Origin of the sequence: Mesorhizobium sp. BAC0120, assembly GCF_033542235.1 — a bacterium.
Classification (GTDB): domain Bacteria; phylum Pseudomonadota; class Alphaproteobacteria; order Rhizobiales; family Rhizobiaceae; genus JAWRCU01.
On record NZ_JAWRCU010000021.1, the window covers coordinates 38,006 to 55,493 of the forward strand.

Sequence of the window (17,488 nt, forward strand, 5' to 3'; positions counted from 1 at the left end):
GTATTTTCTAGAAGATAGCGATCCGGAGATCGGGGGCGACGTATGAATATCTCGTCTAAGATATTCGCAATAATTGTTACATTCAATCGCAAAGATCTTCTCCATGAATGCTTGACAAAGGTCAGCGCTCAAACGCGCACTTGCGACAAGATTGTCGTCATAGACAACGAGAGCACCGACGGAACGTTCGAAATGTTGACGCAAGATTGGAGAGATTGCGTCGAGATTCATTCCCTTCCAAAAAATGTGGGCGCAGCCGGCGGCTTCAATATCGGAATGCGCATAGCCTACCAGGGAGGGGCTGACTTCCTGTGGGTCATGGACGATGACGTAATTCCGGAGGCGGACGCGCTCGAATGCCTCCTGGCCGCCAACGACGTTCTGCGAGACCAGGGGCGATCCGTGCCCTTCCTGATGTCGGTGGCGCGGTCGCCGAATGGCATGGTCACCAACGTGCCGACGATCGACAAGCGTCACAATCAGCAAGCCTACGAGAACTGGCCGGCTCTGCTCGAACACAAGATGGTTCCCGTCAGACGAGCGACCTTCGCATCGATCCTGCTGCCGCGCGACACCCTGCAGACGCACGGCCTGCCGATAGCATCGATGTTCATCTGGGGCGAGGATACGGAATACACGCTGCGTGTGACCACCGAGCATTCGGGCTATCTGGTGGGCGACAGCAAGGTCGTCCACGTGCGGCAACTCAATGGGATGATCGACATCAAGAAAGAACAGAACGCGTATCGCGTCTCATACTTCCTTCACTATTTCAGGAACAGGCTGTACACGTTCAGGAAATATTCCGGTCGGCGTGCCGCGATCGACTTCACCATTCGGCTTCTGCCTCTCATGCTTGCGCTCTGCGCTTCGCGACAGTTCGCGAAAGCCAGGATCGTGCTTTCAGGTATCCTGACCGGCTGGCTCTACGATCCGACGATCGAGCAAGCCGACGCCGTTTTCGATGACACCGGCATCCGCTCATTCCCGTCCCTGTCGGCGGCTCGGAGTGGCGCCGCGCCGCCGGTCCTCGAGTGATGGGATCCGGCCGCAGGCACCACAAAGGGGCGATCAGAACTGCACCGTTGGCATCGGCCTGTTACCGAACGGCCATCATCGTCGGTCGAAAAGCCGTGCCGTGTTGGTCACCTACTCAGCCGCCAGCTTGCGTCGCGGCACCTCGATCTCGTCTTCCGCATGCTCGAGCTCGCCATAGTCTCCCTCATGTCGACGGAACGAGGCGAGCCAGCGAGAAAGGTCGTCGAGGTAGAGATAGATCGCCGGTGTGGTGAAGAGCGTCAGAGCCTGGCTGACAAGCAACCCGCCGAACATCGTGTAGCCGAGCGGCTGGCGGATTTCCGCACCCGTGCCGTTCCCGAGCATCAGCGGCAGCGCACCGAGCATGGTGACCATGGTGGTCATCATGATGGGGCGGAAACGCAGCAGGCAGGCTTGGCGGATCGAGTCCAGGGAGCTGAGATGCTGGTCCCTCTCGGCCGTGATGGCGAAGTCGACCATCATGATGCCGTTCTTCTTCACGATGCCGATGAGCAGGATGACGCCGATCAGGCCGATCAGGTTGAACTCCATATGGAATAGAAGCAGCGTCCCGAAAGCGCCGAGCCCGGCGGAAGGCAGCGTGGAGAGAATGGTCAGGGGGTGGATGTAGCTCTCATAAAGTATTCCGAGGATCAGATAGACCACGACCAGTGCCCCGAGGATGAGAAGCGGCACCGAAGAGAGCGATTGCTTGAATGCTTGCGCCGTTCCCGTGTAGCTGGTCTGGATGGTCGCGGGCAGCCGCATATCGGCGGCCGTCTTGTCGATCGCGGCGGTGGCTTGGCCGAGCGCCACGCCGGGCGGCAGGTTGAAGCTGATCGTCACCGAGGGGAACTGGCCTTCGTGGTTGATGACCAGCGGCTGCACGGGCGCCGTCGTCCATTTGGCGATGGCCGAGAGCGGCACCTGCGCGCCGTTTGCCGCCGTCAAATAGATCTCGTTGAGCGACTTGAGGCTGCCGCGCAGCGACGGCAGCACCTCCATGATCACGTCGTAAGTCGAAAGCTGCGTGAAGTACTGCGCGATCTGGCGCTGTCCGAAGGCGTCATTCAGCGTGTTGTCGACATCGTTGGCGGTGAGCCCGTAGCGGGAAGCCTGGTCGCGGTCGACATGCAGCGTCAGCGTCGTGCCGGAACTCATTTGGTCGGTCGTGACGGCCGCCAGTTCGGGCAGGCGCTGCAAGGCGCCCAACAGTTTGGGTGCCCATTGGTCGAGCGCGTCAAGATCGCTGCTTTCCAGGACATACTGATACTGCGAGGCGGACAGCTTGCCGCCGACACGCACGTCCTGCGCGGCCTGCATGACGAGGCGCGCGCCCGGCACCGCAGCTAGTTGCGGTTGTAGTCGCCGAATCACTTGGCCGGCCGAGGCATCACGCTCGCTCCGCGGCTTCAACTGGATGAACATGCGGCCGGTATTCTGCGTGTTCCCGCCGCCGCCCGTGGATGCCGCAAAATGCGCCACAGCCGGGTCCTTCGAAACGATCTCGGCGAATTGCCTCATATACGACTGCATCTGATCGACGGAGACGTCCTGCCCGGCGAGCGCCTGGCCGAAGATCAGGCCGGTGTCCTGCTGCGGGAAGAAACCGCTGGGAACGATCGTGAATAAGTAGCCGGTAAGCCCGACGCAGGTGAGGAACACCAGCAAGGTGATGAAGCGATGCCTCAGCGCCGTGTCGAGGCCGCGCTCATAGCCGCGCAGCATTCCTTCGAAAAACCGCTCACTCCATTGGTACACCTTGCCGTGACGCGCCTCGGCCACCGGCCTGATGAAGCGCGACGCCAGCATGGGAGTGAGTGTTAGCGAAACGAACGCCGAGACCAGGATGGTCATGGCAAGCGTCACCGCGAATTCCTTGAACAGGCGGCCGATGATGCCGCTCATCAGGAGCAACGGGAGCAGTACGGCTACCAGAGAGATGCTGATCGACAGAATGGTGAAGCCGATCTCGCTGGCGCCGAGGATGGCCGCATCCATTGGCTTCTCGCCATGCTCGATATGGCGAACGATGTTCTCCAGCATCACGATGGCGTCGTCGACCACAAACCCCACGGAAATCGTCAACGCCATGAGCGACAGGTTGTCGATGCTGTAGCCGGCAAGCCACATGAGGCCACATGCGCCAAACAGGGCAAGCGGCACTGTAAAGGCCGGAATCGCGGTGGCCCAGACATTGCGGAGGAAGAGGAAGATCACCATCACGACCAGCCCGATGGTGAGCATCAGCGTGAACTGCACGTCCGTGACCGAAGCGCGGATGGTCTGGGTCCGATCGGAAAGCACCTGCACCTTCAGCGAAGCCGGCATGGAGGCGGTCAACATCGGCAGCTCCGCCTTGATCTTGTCGACCGTCTCGATGATGTTGGCGCCGGGTTGCTTCCAGATCACGAGGACGACGCCGCGTGTCCTGTCGGCCCAGCCCGCCTGGGTGTAGTCCTGCGCGTCCAGCACCGCCCGCCCGATATCCTTGACCCGCACCGGTGCCCCGTCACGATAGGCGATGACGGCATTGTTCCAGTCGTGGGCAGCGGTCATCTGGTCGTTGGCGAAGATGGTGAAGGATCGCACTGCGCCCTCGATGTTGCCTTTCGGCATATCCACCGTGTTGATCGAGAGCGGGGCGCGCACCGCTTCCAATGAAAGGCCCCTCGCCGCGAGCTTGCTCGGATCGAGTTGCACGCGGATCGAGGGCGTCTGCTGTCCCCCGACCAGCACCTGAGCGACGCCGTTGACGTGGCTGATCACCTGGGCGAGCTTGGTATAGACATCGTCGCTCACGGTCGTCAGCGGCAAGTCGGTCGAAGTGGCCCCGATCAGCATGATCGGCGAATCGGTCGGGTTGATCTCCCTGTAAGTCGGTGGATTAGGCAGGTTCTTCGGCAATTGTCCGCCGGCAGCGTTGATGGCCGACTGCACTCGTTCGGCGGCCGCTGCAATTTGGACGTCGAGATCGAATTGCAACGTGATCTGGCTGGAGCCGGACAGGCTGCTCGACGACATTTCGGCAATGCCGGGAATCTGCGCAAACTGCGTCTCGAGCGGCTGCGTCACCGACGATGCCATGGTGATCGGATCGGCGCCCGGCAGATTGGTCGACACCTGGATGGTGGGAAAGTCGACATTCGGCATCGGTGCGACCGGCAAGGTGAAATACGCGACCACGCCGACGAACAGCACTCCCACCATCAAGAGCGATGTGGCGATGGGAAAGCGGATGAAGGGTGCGGAGACGCCGATCGCTGCCATCAGCCTGTACTCCCCGCCTGCGCGGTACCGGTATGGATCTGTCCGCCGCTTTCTGGTTGAGGAGCAGGCTTCGCGTCGACGCTTGAGCCGTCTACCACCCGGTACTGCCCGGCGACCACGACACGCTGCCCAGGGTTCAGGCCGTTGGTGACGACGGTGTTGCCGCCATCGGACGGACCTGCCTCGATCGCTTGACGATGGGCTTTGCCGTCGTCGCCGACCACATAGGCGAAGAGCCCGTCCGGGCCGTGCTGCACGGCTTCGTCGGGCACGACGACTGCCTGGGGCAGCATGCCGATGCGCATACGCGTGTTGACCGACATGCCAGGCCACAATGCATTGTCCTGGTTCTCGAATGTCGCCTTGAGCGAAATCGTGCCCGACGCCTGGTCGACCTGGTTCTGGACCGCCTCGAGCTTGCCGGTCGCGAGCACAGTCTTCATGTCCGGGCCAAGCGCGTCGATCGAAACGGGGCCGGCCGCGGAGGTCTTGTTGATGGCCGATATCTGCTCCTGAGGCTCGGTGAAGGACACGTAGATGGGTTGAAGCTGAACGACCGTGAAAAGGCCGGGGCTTTGATTGGCCTGCACGATGTTGCCGGGGTCGATCGTGCGGAAGCTCGTCTTCCCGGTCAGCGGCGAGGTGATCCTGGTCCAGTCGAGATTGAGCTGGGCCGACTCGATTGCGGCTTTGTCGCCCTCGATCTCGGCGGCCGTCGAGTTGACGACGGCCTGCTGGTTGTCGACATCCTGCTGCGTTTCGAAGGTCTTTTGCAGGAGGGTGGAAAGGCGATTGAGGACGCCCTGCGCATTCTTGAGCGTTGCTTCGTCCTGCGCATGCCTGGCCTTCGCTTGGTCGAGCGCCGCCTGATACGGTGCGGGATCGATCTCGGCGAGCAGGTCGCCCTGCCTGACCATCTGCCCCTGCTTGACCGGCACCTGAATGACGACGCCGGTGACGCGGCTGGAGATGGTGACGCTGTTCAGGGGCGTGACCGTTCCGAGGCCGTACAGGTAGAGAGCGAAATCGGATTTCTGCACGTTAGCCACAGTGACCGGGACTTTGGGCGCAGGCTGCGATGACTTTGCTGCTTGCTCGGCCTTTACCGTCGCATCGACGTGATTGCGCCACAGGCCGTAGCCGCCGCCCAGCAACACGAGCGCGACCAGAAGCACGATGCCGCCAGCGCGCCTACGCGGTTTCCCTTGGCTGTTTTTGGAAGTCTTCATGATGCCGCCCACTAGCTGACAAGAACAACAAGCCTTTCAGGGTGGTTGGGGGACTGGGATCGGCCAGACCTCAGCGGGACGGTAATATAGATGGCCCCGCCTATCAGCTTACAAGTGAGCCATTTGGTTTCCGCGCATTCAAGGATGCGTGATGCAGCTTTGAATGCACGAGCGATCCAAAATTACATTTTGGTCATATCCCGGCCCTTGGGCGTGGCAGGAATTTCTGCCTCACCATCCGCTCGGGCGAGACACATGGTGCCGCTTTCCGCCTTCAGCCAATATGCGCCTGCAACCACGCCGGTGTCGATCAGCCATCAGTGACACTTCGTCGCCACGACCATTTCGTTCAACCTCTCCGCAGGTGCCAAGCTCGGCGACGCGACCGCAGCGATCGACAGGGCCATGGCCGAATTTGGTATGCCCGTCACGATCCGCGGGTCGCTGGCCGGGACGGCCTCCGCCTTCCGCTCGGCGCTGGTGAACGAGCTTCTCCTCGTCGCTGCAGCGCTCGCCACGATCTACATCGTGCTCGGCATTCTCTATGAGAGCTATATCCACCCCATCACGATACTTTCGACCCTCCCCTCCGCTGGCATCGGCGCGCTGCTTGCACTGATCTTCACCGGCATGGAGTTCGACGTCATTTCACTGATTGGCATCATCCTCCTGATCGGGATCGTGAAGAAGAGCGCGATCATGATGATCGACATGGCACTGCAGGCGGAGCGGCTGGAGCGCCTCTCTCCGCGCGAAGCCATCCACAAGGCCTGCGTCATGAGGTTCCGGCCGATCATGATGACGACCTGCGCGGCGCTGCTAGGCGCGCTCCCGCTGGCGCTTGAAACGGGCACCGGCGCCGAGATACGCCAGCCGCTCGGCATCGCCATCGTGGGAGGGCTCCTCGTCTCGCAATTGCTGACGCTCTACACCACGCCCGTCGTCTATCTCTGCCTCGACCGCCTCCGCTTCCGGCAAGTGCCGCGTTATGCGGTGGTGGCGAGGTGACAACCTGCCTTTGGAGCATCGAAGAGCGGGGCGGTTTTCGGACCAATCCGATGCTTGAACAAAGCGATAGAGCGGCGCGACAGGCAATTCTCTCATCGGCGCGGAACCCGGAAGCATCGCGGAGGTTGAGGCCGCTGCGGCGGTGAACTTCTTATCAGATTCCCCTCATTGCCGGGTGAGGCTGCTCCGCGAGGTTCGTGATGTCTGGAAAATTGCCGGTCGGAGCCACCGCGATCGATCTGCTTGCGCTGGTAGAGCAGAGTGACGACACCGACCTCGTGTTCGTAACCGCGAGCGAGCGCCGAGCGAGGCGCGTCGCCCGATTCCTGCAAGCGGTGTGTTCCCACTGGATCGTGGTCTTTCCGCCCTGGGATTGCCTCCCCTATGACCGCATCCTGCCGTCGCGCGAGATCATCGGCGAACGCATGAAGGTGCTGCGCATGCTGACCCGGCCTGCAGAGCGAACCCGCATCGTCATTACCACACCCGATGCGGCCCTGCAGCGCGTTCCGCCGAGATCGGCGCTGCGCACATTTGAGCTGCGGGTTGGACAGCATCTCGATCCTGACGAATTCCGCTGCTTTTGCGAGCTTGCCGGCTATGTGCTCGACGATCGGGTGGACGAAGTGGGCGAAGCCGCCTTGCGTGGTGAAGTCATCGACATCTTTCCCGCCGGTTCCCCTTCTCCGGTCCGGCTGGAGATGCGAAACGGGAAGATCGGCGCCATTCGCCCGTATGATCCCCTAAGTCAGCGCACGCAAGGAGCGCTCGAATTCCTGCTCCTGGATGCCGTATTGGAAGGGATACCTGCTCACGGCCTGAGGCCGCCTGAAGGTGAGGCGCATTCCCGTGCCCAGCCACAGATGGAGACGCTGTTCGATTACCTGCCGACAGCTCGGCTTGTGATAGAACCGTCGGCTGGCAAGCGCTGCGAAGCCGTCCTGGCAGCTATATCGGAAGCATATCGCGACCGAATAGGCACTCCCGAGGGGAAGGCGCCCTCCAGGCACTCAGTCCCGGAACCCAGCCTGCTATTTCTCGAGCCCCAGCAATGGAGTGATCTCGTCGCCCACCGGGCTATTCGGCTTCAATCCAGAGGCAGCGCCAAACCAGTGCCCTTCTTCGCCTCCGCCCCCCGTCCCGGGCGTGCCTTTGTCGATTTCCTGCACGGCCAGATAGCCGCAGAAAGACGGATCGTCTTGACGGCAGCCTCCGGGGATATTCTCGAAAGGCTCTGCCGCCGCGCCGAGGGTGCGACTGCTCGCCATCCGGAAGCTGTCTCCGACTGGCAGGCTGTTCTGAAGGCTGGCAAGCCCTCCATCCTCTCCCTGAAGGCCGATCTGGAGGAAGGGTTCCTGGATGAGGAACGCGGTATTGCCGTCGTCGCAGCACCCGACGTGCTCGGCAGCCGCATCAGAGGCGGCCAGGATGCGCGCTCCATCAGGCCGGCATACTCGCTCAGCGAGGCCGCGCAATTCCACCTCGGCGATCTGGTGGTCCACATCGACCACGGCATCGGCGCGCTGCGCGACCTGGAGCGAGTGGATGCGCCTGAAAGCCCGCAAGAGGCGATCCGGCTCGGCTATGCCAAGGATGCCACCCTGCTTGTTCCCTCGGATGATGCCGACAAGCTCTGGCAATATGGTTCGAATGAAGGTGCGGTGCCTCTGGACCGGCTGGACGGTGATGGGTGGCTGAGACGCCGCAGCGAGATTGAGCGTGTACTCGAACGGACGGCGCGCGCCATGCACGCATACGCCGCACGACGCAAGGAGGCGAAGGCACCGAAACTGCTGCCGCCTTTGCCCGCCTATGAGCGTTTTGTGGCGAGATTCCCGTTTTCCGAAACACCCGATCAGAGCAGTGCCATCGAAGCTGTGCTGAAGGACCTCGCGTCCGGTCAGCCGATGGATCGGCTGGTGGTCGGCGACGTGGGGTTCGGCAAAACAGAGGTTGCTCTCAGGGCCGCGGCAGCAGCCGCATTCTCGGGAAAGCAGGTCGCCATCGCCGTGCCCACCACCGTTCTGGCCCGGCAGCACTTCAACACGTTCAAACGCCGCTTCGCCGGCCTTGGTATCGAGGTGGCACATCTATCGCGTCTGGTCGGACGCAAAGAGGCGGCCTACGCGAAAAAGGGGCTGGCCGACGGCAGCGTGCAGGTGGTGGTCGGCACCCATGCCCTGGCGGGCAAGACCGTGGCTTTCGCCGATGCAGGGCTTCTGGTGATAGATGAGGAGCATCGCTTTGGCGCTGCCCACAAGCGTAAGCTCAGGAAGATGGCAGACGGGATCCATGTCCTGACCCTCACCGCCACGCCAATCCCCCGTACGCTCCAAATCGCCTTGATAGGCCTGCAGGACCTCTCGGTGATCACGACCCCGCCTTCTCGGCGCCGGCCGATTCGCACCTTCTGCATACCATTCGAGCGAGAACTTGTTGGGGTGGCCCTGCGGCGCGAGAAGCGGCGCGGCGGGCAGAGTTTCGTTGTCGTGCCGAGAATAGAGGATATCGAGCCGACGCTCGGGCAGTTGCGCGCAGTCGCAGCCGATCTCGATATCAAGGTCGTCCATGGAAAGCTGCCGGCCGCCAAAGTGGACGAAACCTTCGTCGCATTCTCGGAAGGTCGGGGAGACGTGCTTCTGTCGACCAGCATCATCGAGAGCGGACTGGACGTCCCCGCCGCCAACACCATGATCGTGCTCAGAGCCGAACTGTTCGGCCTGGCCGAGTTGCACCAGCTTCGCGGGCGTGTGGGGCGCGGATCGCAGCAGGCATTCTGCTATCTCATGACCGAGCCGGGAAGCGAGCTACCGGAGAGCACGTTGAAGCGGCTGGATACGCTGCGGGTGTTTGACCAGCTCGGGGCAGGCATGGAAATCGCCGCGCGCGACCTCGGTTTGCGCGGCGCCGGAGACCTGATGGGCGAGGAGCAGGCCGGGCATGTCAGGTTGATCGGGATCGGCCTCTATCAGGAGCTATTGAGCGAAGCGATCCGGCGAGTGGGCGGGGAGCAGATCCGCCATCTGAGCACCGATTTCCAGATCAACACACCCGCCAGAGTGCCCGAGGATTACATCCCTGAACCCGAAATCCGGCTCAATCTCTATCATCGCGCCGCACGGGCTTCCGAACCGGCCGACATTGACCGCCTTGCCGACGAAATTGCCGATCGCTTCGGGCCGCCTCCTGGACCGGTACGCACCCTGCTCGAGCTTGCAGCCATACGGACGCTTGGCCGATCCCTGAAGATCGTGAAAATCGCGGCCGGCCCGAAGGCGATTGCGTTGACCTTCCAGTCCGGATCCGATCCGCGAGGGACATTTGGCGATCACCTCGCACAATCCGATGGCGATCTGGAGTGGAAGAGCGAGCGGCTGATCCTTCGAAAAAGGTCGGACAATCCGGAACAGCAAATGAGGCTCGTGCTTGAATTGCTCACCAGCCTGCATGAAAGTTGAGTCGAGTACCGCCGTTCGAGGTGCCGCGTCTCCATTCTGCTCCAGGGGCGCGCTCGCCTGGACGGAGATGCGCGCGAGGGGTAGTCCTCTGGCAAGCACAACGAAGCGGCCGTCCCATTCACGCCGGCCTTCGCGACGACAAGAGGGATAGAGAGCCATGCGTGCGACCCGATTGATGGCCACCCACGATATCCGCACGGCCGAGCTCCCGGTGCCGGATCCCGGTCCAGGCGAGGTGCTGATCCGGGTCGAGGCGGCCGGCATTTGCGGGACCGACCGCCACCTCTTCAAAGGTGAGTTCCCGTGCAAGCCGCCGGTAACGCTCGGGCACGAATTCTCGGGCGTTGTGATCGGCGCCGGTGCCGGCGTCGACATAGCAGAGGGCTCTCGCGTCGTCTGCGATCCCAATGACTGGTGCGGGCGCTGCGAGGCATGCCTGCGCGGCCGGGTGAATTTATGCGAGCGCAACGTCGCTACGGGCATCCACCGCGACGGCGGTTTTGCCGAGTATGCCGTCTTCCCGGCGCGCAAGGCAGTGCCGCTTCCGGCCGATCTCGATCCCTTGCATGGCGCATTTTGCGAGCCGCTCGCCTGCACGCTGCACGGGGTCGACATGGGTGCGCCTCTGGCCGGCGAGCGCGTGCTTGTCATCGGCGGCGGCGTGATCGGCCTGCTCGCGCTCCAGCTCGCGCGCCTTGCCGGAGCCGAAACCATGCTTCTCACCCGCCACCCGGCCAAACATGAGCTCGCCCGTGAGTTCGGCGCGACGGAGACCGCCGCCACGCCGGACGAGGCTGCTCGCCTGTGGCCGAAGGGGGCGGACCTGACGCTCGAATGCGCCGGCGTGCCGGAAACCGTCGCCTGCGCCGCGCCGCTGACACGGGCGGGTGGCCGTATCGTCATTTTGGGCGTGCTTCCGCAAGGATTGAAGGTACCGATCGAGCCCTTCGATCTGCTGTTCCGGGAAGTCCAGCTTCACTTTGCCTTCATCAACCCGTTCACCCAGGCGCGCGCCGCCAACCTGATCACGTCTGGCAGGATTGCCGTCGCGCCCCTGATTTCACGCGTGATCCCGCTGGAGGCGGCCGCCGAAACCATCGCTTCGGCGCCTGCGCCGGGCGAGGTGAAGGTGCTGATCGTGCCTTAGCGCTATTCTGGTCGCAGGGATCAGGCCAACCGGTCCAGATCGTCATAGAGTGCCTGCGAATGGCGATAGAGCCTATCGAAAACCGGCTGCATCCCGGCATAGGTCTCTGCCCATCGCGGGTCGGGAGCAACTTCCTCCGCATAGCTCACGAAGGCATCGGCGCCTTGCTGCAGGCTGGAGAAACGCCCTTCGGCAGTTGCAGCAAGGATAGCGCAGCCAACAACGCCGCATTCCGGCTCTTGCGGCACGACGATCGGAATTCCGTAAGCGCTGGCCTTGATCTTGAGCCACAGCTTAGTCTTGGCGCCTCCGCCGGACGCGACGACGCGTTCCAGCTTCCGGCCGGATTTCGTTTCCATCACGCGTATCTGCCGCGTCACAGCGAAGGCAACACCTTCGAGCACTGCGCGATGCAGGTGGGCAAGTCCGTGACCTGCCGTGATGCCGAAGAACTGTGCGCGGGCGTTGCGGTGCTTGCCGAGCCGCTCCCCCACCAGATAGGGCATGAAGAAGAGCCGCTCGGAGCCTGCGGGCGCCTCCGCCGCTTTCGCGACGATTTCCTCATAGCCGAGTGCTTTCTCGTGGAAAGCACGACGCGCCCAGCGCACGGCATCTCCGCCGCTTTCGAGCAGCATGAAGGCGCCCCAATTGCCTTCGGGCGTGCCGACATTGCACATCTCGGGATCGAGCAACGGCTTTTCCGAAACCAGGGTGATGATCGAGGATGTGCCCGTCACATCCGAGCCGAGACCCGGCCGGCAGACGCCCGAGCCGAGAAGCGCCACGGGATAATCGCCGCCTCCGACGAGCACGGGTAAGCCGACGCTGAGCCCGGTCTCGTCAGCCGCAGCTTTGGTGACATGTCCAAGAATCTCCACCGGCATGCGGATTTGCGGGAGCTTGGCGATGTCGAGATCGAGTCTCTCGCACATCAGATTCGACCACTGGCCTGTCCGAGGATCCATGAGGAAGCTGCAGGCAGCATCCGTGCGATCCATGGCGACCTCGCCGGTCAGCCGGAAATTGATGTGGTCCTTGGGCATCATGACCGCGGCGGCCCGCCGATATGCCGTCGGATCATTGTCCCGGATCCATTGCAGCTTGAAACCGGGCCAGGCCGGGGTGGCGGGATTGGCGCAGTCGGCGAGGTAGTCCGAAGCAGCAAAGCGCGTCTCGAAGCTCGCCACCAGGGCGCTTGTGCGCTTGTCGTTCCAAAGCGGCACCGTTTCGCGGGTAAGCTCACCGTTTTCGTCGATCAGCACGGTCCCGTGCATCTGCCCGCAGGCCGCGACACTGGAGATCCTTGTGCGGGCGCCCTCCACGCTTTCGAGGACGGCGCGGATCGCGCTTGCGACCCCGGTCCACCAGTCGCGCGGTCGCTGCTCCGACCAGCCAAAGGCCGGAACGACCTGATCGTGCTCCGAGGCGCGCAGCGAAACGATCTTGCCTTGTCGGTCGACCAGCGCAGCTCGCACGCTGCCCGTACCTACATCGATGGCCAGAATCAGATCGCGGCTCATTCGTGTTTCCCCTTAGGTCGCCTCAGCGGCGCAGCAACCACATCGAATGATATTGGAGGAGGATGGCGCCGACCATCATTGCACGCAAAGGCATCCATTGATGAGCCTGCACGCGCGCGAACTTATTTGGTAGCATAGTTACAGAAATCTTTGGGTCAACGCGAATTCGACCCGCAGGAATTGCGACTTCAGGGGCTATTGATTTCCCTCAAGCGCTCGCTTTATGTAGTTCCGCTACAGAACGGAGAGACGTATGAAACTGCGCGAACCCGCCAGCTGCGCGGTCGAGCTCGCATCGGGGAGGATGACCGGGGGTACGGGACGCTATGTGAAACGAATGAGCGACCTGCACGGCCTCTATGAGGACGAGCGCGCGTTCCAGCTTGCTCTCGACAAGGCTGGGGATCCGATCGCCTACGAGGTGTCGGAATTTCGACCGTCGGCCGACGCGGGCGACATGATCTTCGGATTGACGCGAATGAGCCCCGGAAGGATCGGAGCCGAGTTCTTTATGACGCGTGGCCATATCCATGCCCGCGCCGACCGGCCGGAGGTATATTACGGCCAGAAGGGCGTTGGCTTGATGCTCATGGAATCGCCGCAGGGCGAAACGCGGGTCGTCGAGATCGGTCCTCAGGTCATCTGCTACGTTCCGCCGTATTGGATCCACCGGTCCGTCAACACCGGTGCGGAGGATTTCGTGATGATGTTCAGCTATCCAGCGGATTCAGGCCAGGACTACGGCATCATCGAACGCTCCCGCGGGATGCGGCATCGGGTGGTCGCCGACGACAGCAAAGGCTGGGCTCTGATCGAGAACGAACACTATGTTCCGCGCTCCGCCGAAGCTGTGGGGCAGCTGATGAGGCATCCGGCATGAAAGGCGCCCGCAGGGCAATCGCATATGGCGACGCGGACCCCCGCTCCGCCTCGCTTCGCTCGGCACCAACCAGGGGCGCCGTCGCTGCGGCCGCAACACACGGTTTGCTCTCATGAGATACACTTCCGCACGCCGCCCGACGATCTATTTCATCGGCGTCAGCACCGGCAAGAGCTCCATAATGAGGGTCTTTCCGGCCTGGGCAAAGCACCTCGGCCTCGAAGATGCCGCCATTGTCGGGATGGACTTCCCGCTTCATGCCGATGCTGCGCTCTATCGCGAAGCGGCGGCTTTCATTCGGGACGATCCGCTCTCGCTCGGCGCGCTCGTGACGACCCACAAGATCGATTTCTACCGGGCCTGCCGTGACATGTTCGACGAGATCGATCCGCATGCGCGACTCATGGGCGAGACCAGCTGCCTCTCGAAGCGCGACGGCCGGTTCATCTGCAAGGCGAAGGACCCGATCTCCTCCGGGCTTACCCTCGATAGCTTCCTCGGCCAGGACTATTTCGCCCGCACCGGCGGCGCGCTCTTTTCGATGGGCGCTGGAGGTTCCACGATTGCCATCACCTGGCACCTCATGCGCCGGTCGCGCGGCAAGGATGTCCCCTCGCGGATCGTCGTCTCCGATCGCAGCCCCGAGCGGCTCGACGAGATAGCGGGCATCCACCGCCAGATCGAATGCGACGTGCCGGTCGAATATGTGCTCCCAGAACGTCCGGACGCCAATGACCATGTAATGTCCACGCTGCCTCCGGCTTCGCTGGTGATCAACGCGACAGGTTTGGGAAAGGACGCGCCTGGGTCCCCGCTGACGGACGCAGCGCGCTTTCCCGATCGAGCCATCGCGTGGGAACTCAATTATCGCGGCGACCTGCTTTTCCTCGACCAGGCGCGGCGCCAGCAGCAGGCAAAGGCGCTGCAGGTGGAAGACGGCTGGACCTATTTCATTCACGGCTGGACACAGGTGATTGCCGAGGTGTTCGACATCGAAATCCCGACATCCGGCGCCGGGTTCGATCGCCTTTCTGAGATCGCAGCTGCCGCCGGAGCTACGGCCTCCTCCGCCGCTGCGGGTAACAAAGCGGGCGGCCGGCCGCCCGGCAGCGACTGATCGCACACGGCCACGCTCCAGCGTCACGTGCTACCAGTGCGGGAATGGAAGCCGCGAGGGCAAAGCGAGCATGGCCCTGGATGAGCGACTTGAAGAGCGGCGGATCGCGAACATGAACATCATCGAGATCGTTCGCACGAAACGGGATCAGCTGCGCAAATCCGATCGCAAGGTCGCTGATGTCGTCCTCGCCGATCCGCGCCGCATCCTGAATGCGACGGTGGCTGAAACGGCTGCGCTCGCAGCTGTCAGCCAGCCGACGGTTATCCGCTTCGCGACCTCGATCGGCTGCACCGGCTTCCAGGACTTCAAATTGCGTCTTGCGCAAAGCCTCGCGCTCGGAACGCCGGCGACGCATTCGGTGCTGCTCGACACAGACAGCATCGAGGCCGTTGCCGGGAAAATCTTCGACTACACGATGACGAGCCTCGATTGGGCCCGTAAGCATCTGGACAAGACCCAGCTCGAGAAAGCGATCGACATTCTTGCGCAAGCTCGTGCGATCGAGTTCTTCGGCTTCGGCGCGTCGGGCATTGTTGCCCAGGATGCGCAGCAGAAGTTCCCGCTTTTCGGCGTGCCGTGCGGCGCCGAGCAGGATTCCCACCAGCAACTCATGTCGGCCGCCATGATGAAGCCCGGCGACGTCGCGGTGGTCATTTCCAACACGGGAACGACCCGGTCGATCATCGAAGTGGCCCGGATCGCGCGGGAGAACGGTGCCAAGGTGGTCGGTCTCATCGGGGCGCCCTCGCCGCTGGTGGAGCATTGCGACGTGCCTGTTCTGATCGAGACGCTCGACAATACCAACATCTACACGCCGACCATTTCGCGGATCGCAGCTTTGACCGTCGTCGATATTCTCTCGACGGCCGTAGCCATGCGCCGCGATCCGAACCACCGGGAGCGGATAACGGCAATGAAGAAGCTCCTGCGGGAGACCCGCTCAGTACGCATCGTCTGAAGGGGATCCCTCGAAGGAAATCGGGCGTCTGCCCTAGGTAGTAAAATTACATGATTGCGACCGCCGCCCAAAGCTGAAATCGAAAAGGTGGAAAATTCTGGCCAGCCGCGGCGTTGACGTTGAAGTTCCTGTAACTATGCTACAGTTGTGCTCGGACAGGGGAGGTCCGGAGCTCATATGTCGGGACAAGCCGACTGGCCGAAGCGGTATCAATGGGAGGAATGGATTCCAGCGAAGCCACGACCTAAGATCGCCCTTCTGCCGCCATGTCGATGGCGGCGAAGACGCTTCAGCTGACGGGAGGATCAGATTCTAACCGCAATTCGATGAGGTCGGATTGCATCAACAGGGAGGAGGAACTCGATGAGAATTGCAGCCTTGTTGGCCGGCGCTTCGGCCGCCTGTGCGGCGGCATGCATGCCTGCGCTCGCACAGGACAAGCCGTTTGCCGGCGTGACTGTGAACGTCATAACCCAGACCGGGGCGATCCAAGAGCCGCTGCAGCGGCGCGCCCCCGAGTTCGAAAAGCTCACCGGCGCGAAGATCAACGTGATCGCGGTGCCGTTTTCCGATCTCTATCAGAAGATCCTGACCGACTGGGCGAGCGGCACCAATTCCGTCGACGCCGCGGTCTTCGCTCCGCAATGGATGGTCGACTACATCGCCGGCGGTTATCTCGATGACCTGACCACGCGCATCGAAGGCGACAAGGACATCAAGCAGGACGACGTCGGCGCTTTCTTCCGCGACTTCTCGGAGAAGTATAGCGGCAAGGCCTACATGGTCACGCTCGATGGTGACTTCCACATGATGTACTACCGCAAGGACGTCCTCGACGCCGCCGGGCAGAAGGTGCCCACGACGTGGGACGAATATCTCGCCGTGGCCAAGGCGGTGCACGGCAAGGACATGAATGGCGACGGCACGCCGGATTTCGGCTCCTGCATCGCCAAGAAGCGCAATGCGCAGAGCTACTGGTTCGTCACCGACGTGGTCGGCTCGATGACCCAGTCGCGGGGCACCAGCCAGGGCACGTTCTTCAACACGAAAGACATGACGCCGCTGGTCAACAATGAAGCCTTTCGCAAGGCGCTCGATTTCCTGCAGGAATCGACGAAATACGGTCCGCCGGACGAGCTCAATCTCGACGTCGCCGACACGCGCCCGCTTTTTGCGTCGGGCCGCTGCGCGTTGAACCTCGACTGGGGCGACGTCGGCACGATCTCGATTGATCCCAAGCAGTCCAAGGTGATGGGCAAGTGGGGCGCCGCGATCATGCCCGGCTCGAAGGAGGTCCTCAATTGGGAAACCGGAAAGCTGGAGGCTTGCACGGCTGAAAGCTGCCCGCATGCGATCGATGGGGTCAATCATGCTCCCTTCGCGGCCTTTGGTGGCTGGGGCGGCGGCATCAACGCGGCTGCCGATCCTAAGGTGAAGGACGCCGCCTTTGCCTATTTCTCCTACATGACGCAACCGGAGCAGTCGAATTCCGACGTGACGATCGGTGGGACTGGTTTCAACCCCTACCGGACGTCGCAGCTCTCTTATAGCGATCTCTGGAAGAATGCCGGCATGAGCGAAGAAGAGGCCAAGGTCTATCTGGGCGCAATCAACCAGAGCATGAACAGCCCCAACATGATCCTCGACCTACGTATTCCGCAAAACCAGAAATACCAGCAGGTCGTGCTCGACGAGGCGATTTCTCGCTTCCTCGCCGGCGAAATCGACAAGGAAGCCACGGTCAAAGCCGTCGAGGACGGCTGGAACGAGCTGAACGACGAGATCGGCAAGGACGAGCAGCTCAAGTTCTACAAGGCGACCATCGGCGCCAAGGATTAGGATCTGAACATCGAGCCGGCG

At 62.3% G+C, this 17,488-nt stretch carries 11 protein-coding genes; 8 read left to right on the plus strand and 3 right to left on the minus strand.

What is annotated here, in order from left to right; translation table 11 throughout:
- Window positions 1-42: 42 nt before the first annotated feature.
- On the plus strand, window positions 43-1,038 hold the full coding sequence (locus tag SAZ10_RS29610; RefSeq protein ID WP_318613050.1) for a glycosyltransferase family 2 protein: 996 nt from the start codon (window positions 43-45) through the stop codon (window positions 1,036-1,038).
- A gap of 111 nt (window positions 1,039-1,149) precedes the next feature.
- On the opposite strand, the gene SAZ10_RS29615 is transcribed toward SAZ10_RS29610, so the two are convergent.
- Window positions 1,150-4,308, minus strand: a complete 3,159-nt coding sequence (locus SAZ10_RS29615) for an efflux RND transporter permease subunit (protein ID WP_318613051.1) — start codon at window positions 4,306-4,308, stop codon at window positions 1,150-1,152.
- The gene (locus SAZ10_RS29620) at window positions 4,308-5,537 is read right to left on the minus strand and encodes an efflux RND transporter periplasmic adaptor subunit (protein ID WP_318613052.1); all 1,230 of its coding nucleotides are present in this window, start codon (window positions 5,535-5,537) and stop codon (window positions 4,308-4,310) included. The genes SAZ10_RS29615 and SAZ10_RS29620 overlap by 1 nt, the downstream gene beginning before the upstream one ends.
- Window positions 5,538-5,879: 342 nt before the next feature.
- On the opposite strand from SAZ10_RS29620, the gene SAZ10_RS29625 reads away from it, so the two are divergent.
- The 3 genes from SAZ10_RS29625 (at window position 5,880) to SAZ10_RS29635 (ending at window position 11,150) form a co-directional block, all read left to right on the plus strand.
- Window positions 5,880-6,545 carry an efflux RND transporter permease subunit gene (locus SAZ10_RS29625; RefSeq protein WP_412535324.1) on the plus strand — a complete coding sequence of 222 codons (666 nt, stop codon included), beginning with the start codon at window positions 5,880-5,882 and terminating at the stop codon, window positions 6,543-6,545.
- Window positions 6,546-6,745: 200 nt separating this feature from the next.
- Entirely contained in the window at window positions 6,746-10,003 is a 3,258-nt protein-coding gene (locus SAZ10_RS29630; protein ID WP_318613053.1) for a DEAD/DEAH box helicase, read from the plus strand.
- A gap of 157 nt (window positions 10,004-10,160) precedes the next feature.
- Window positions 10,161-11,150: an alcohol dehydrogenase catalytic domain-containing protein gene (locus SAZ10_RS29635; protein ID WP_318613054.1), complete on the plus strand. Its 990-nt coding sequence runs from the start codon at window positions 10,161-10,163 to the stop codon at window positions 11,148-11,150.
- Between the two features lie 20 nt (window positions 11,151-11,170).
- Here the strand turns inward: SAZ10_RS29635 and SAZ10_RS29640 are convergent, their stop codons facing one another.
- Window positions 11,171-12,670 carry a xylulokinase gene (locus tag SAZ10_RS29640; RefSeq protein ID WP_318613055.1) on the minus strand — a complete coding sequence of 500 codons (1,500 nt, stop codon included), beginning with the start codon at window positions 12,668-12,670 and terminating at the stop codon, window positions 11,171-11,173.
- 253 nt (window positions 12,671-12,923) lie between these two features.
- Between SAZ10_RS29640 and SAZ10_RS29645 the strand changes: the two genes are divergently transcribed.
- The 4 genes from SAZ10_RS29645 to SAZ10_RS29660 all read left to right on the plus strand — a co-directional run bounded on the left by SAZ10_RS29645 (window position 12,924) and on the right by SAZ10_RS29660 (window position 17,467).
- Window positions 12,924-13,550: a glucose-6-phosphate isomerase gene (locus tag SAZ10_RS29645; protein ID WP_318613056.1), complete on the plus strand. Its 627-nt coding sequence runs from the start codon at window positions 12,924-12,926 to the stop codon at window positions 13,548-13,550.
- A gap of 112 nt (window positions 13,551-13,662) precedes the next feature.
- The gene (locus SAZ10_RS29650) at window positions 13,663-14,667 is read left to right on the plus strand and encodes a shikimate dehydrogenase (RefSeq protein ID WP_318613057.1); all 1,005 of its coding nucleotides are present in this window, start codon (window positions 13,663-13,665) and stop codon (window positions 14,665-14,667) included.
- Between the two features lie 70 nt (window positions 14,668-14,737).
- Window positions 14,738-15,628, plus strand: a complete 891-nt coding sequence (locus tag SAZ10_RS29655) for an SIS domain-containing protein (protein WP_318613058.1) — start codon at window positions 14,738-14,740, stop codon at window positions 15,626-15,628.
- Window positions 15,629-15,991: 363 nt separating this feature from the next.
- Window positions 15,992-17,467, plus strand: coding sequence for an ABC transporter substrate-binding protein (locus SAZ10_RS29660; protein WP_318613059.1), 1,476 nt, complete (start codon window positions 15,992-15,994; stop codon window positions 17,465-17,467).
- The last annotated feature ends 21 nt before the right edge of the window (window positions 17,468-17,488 follow it).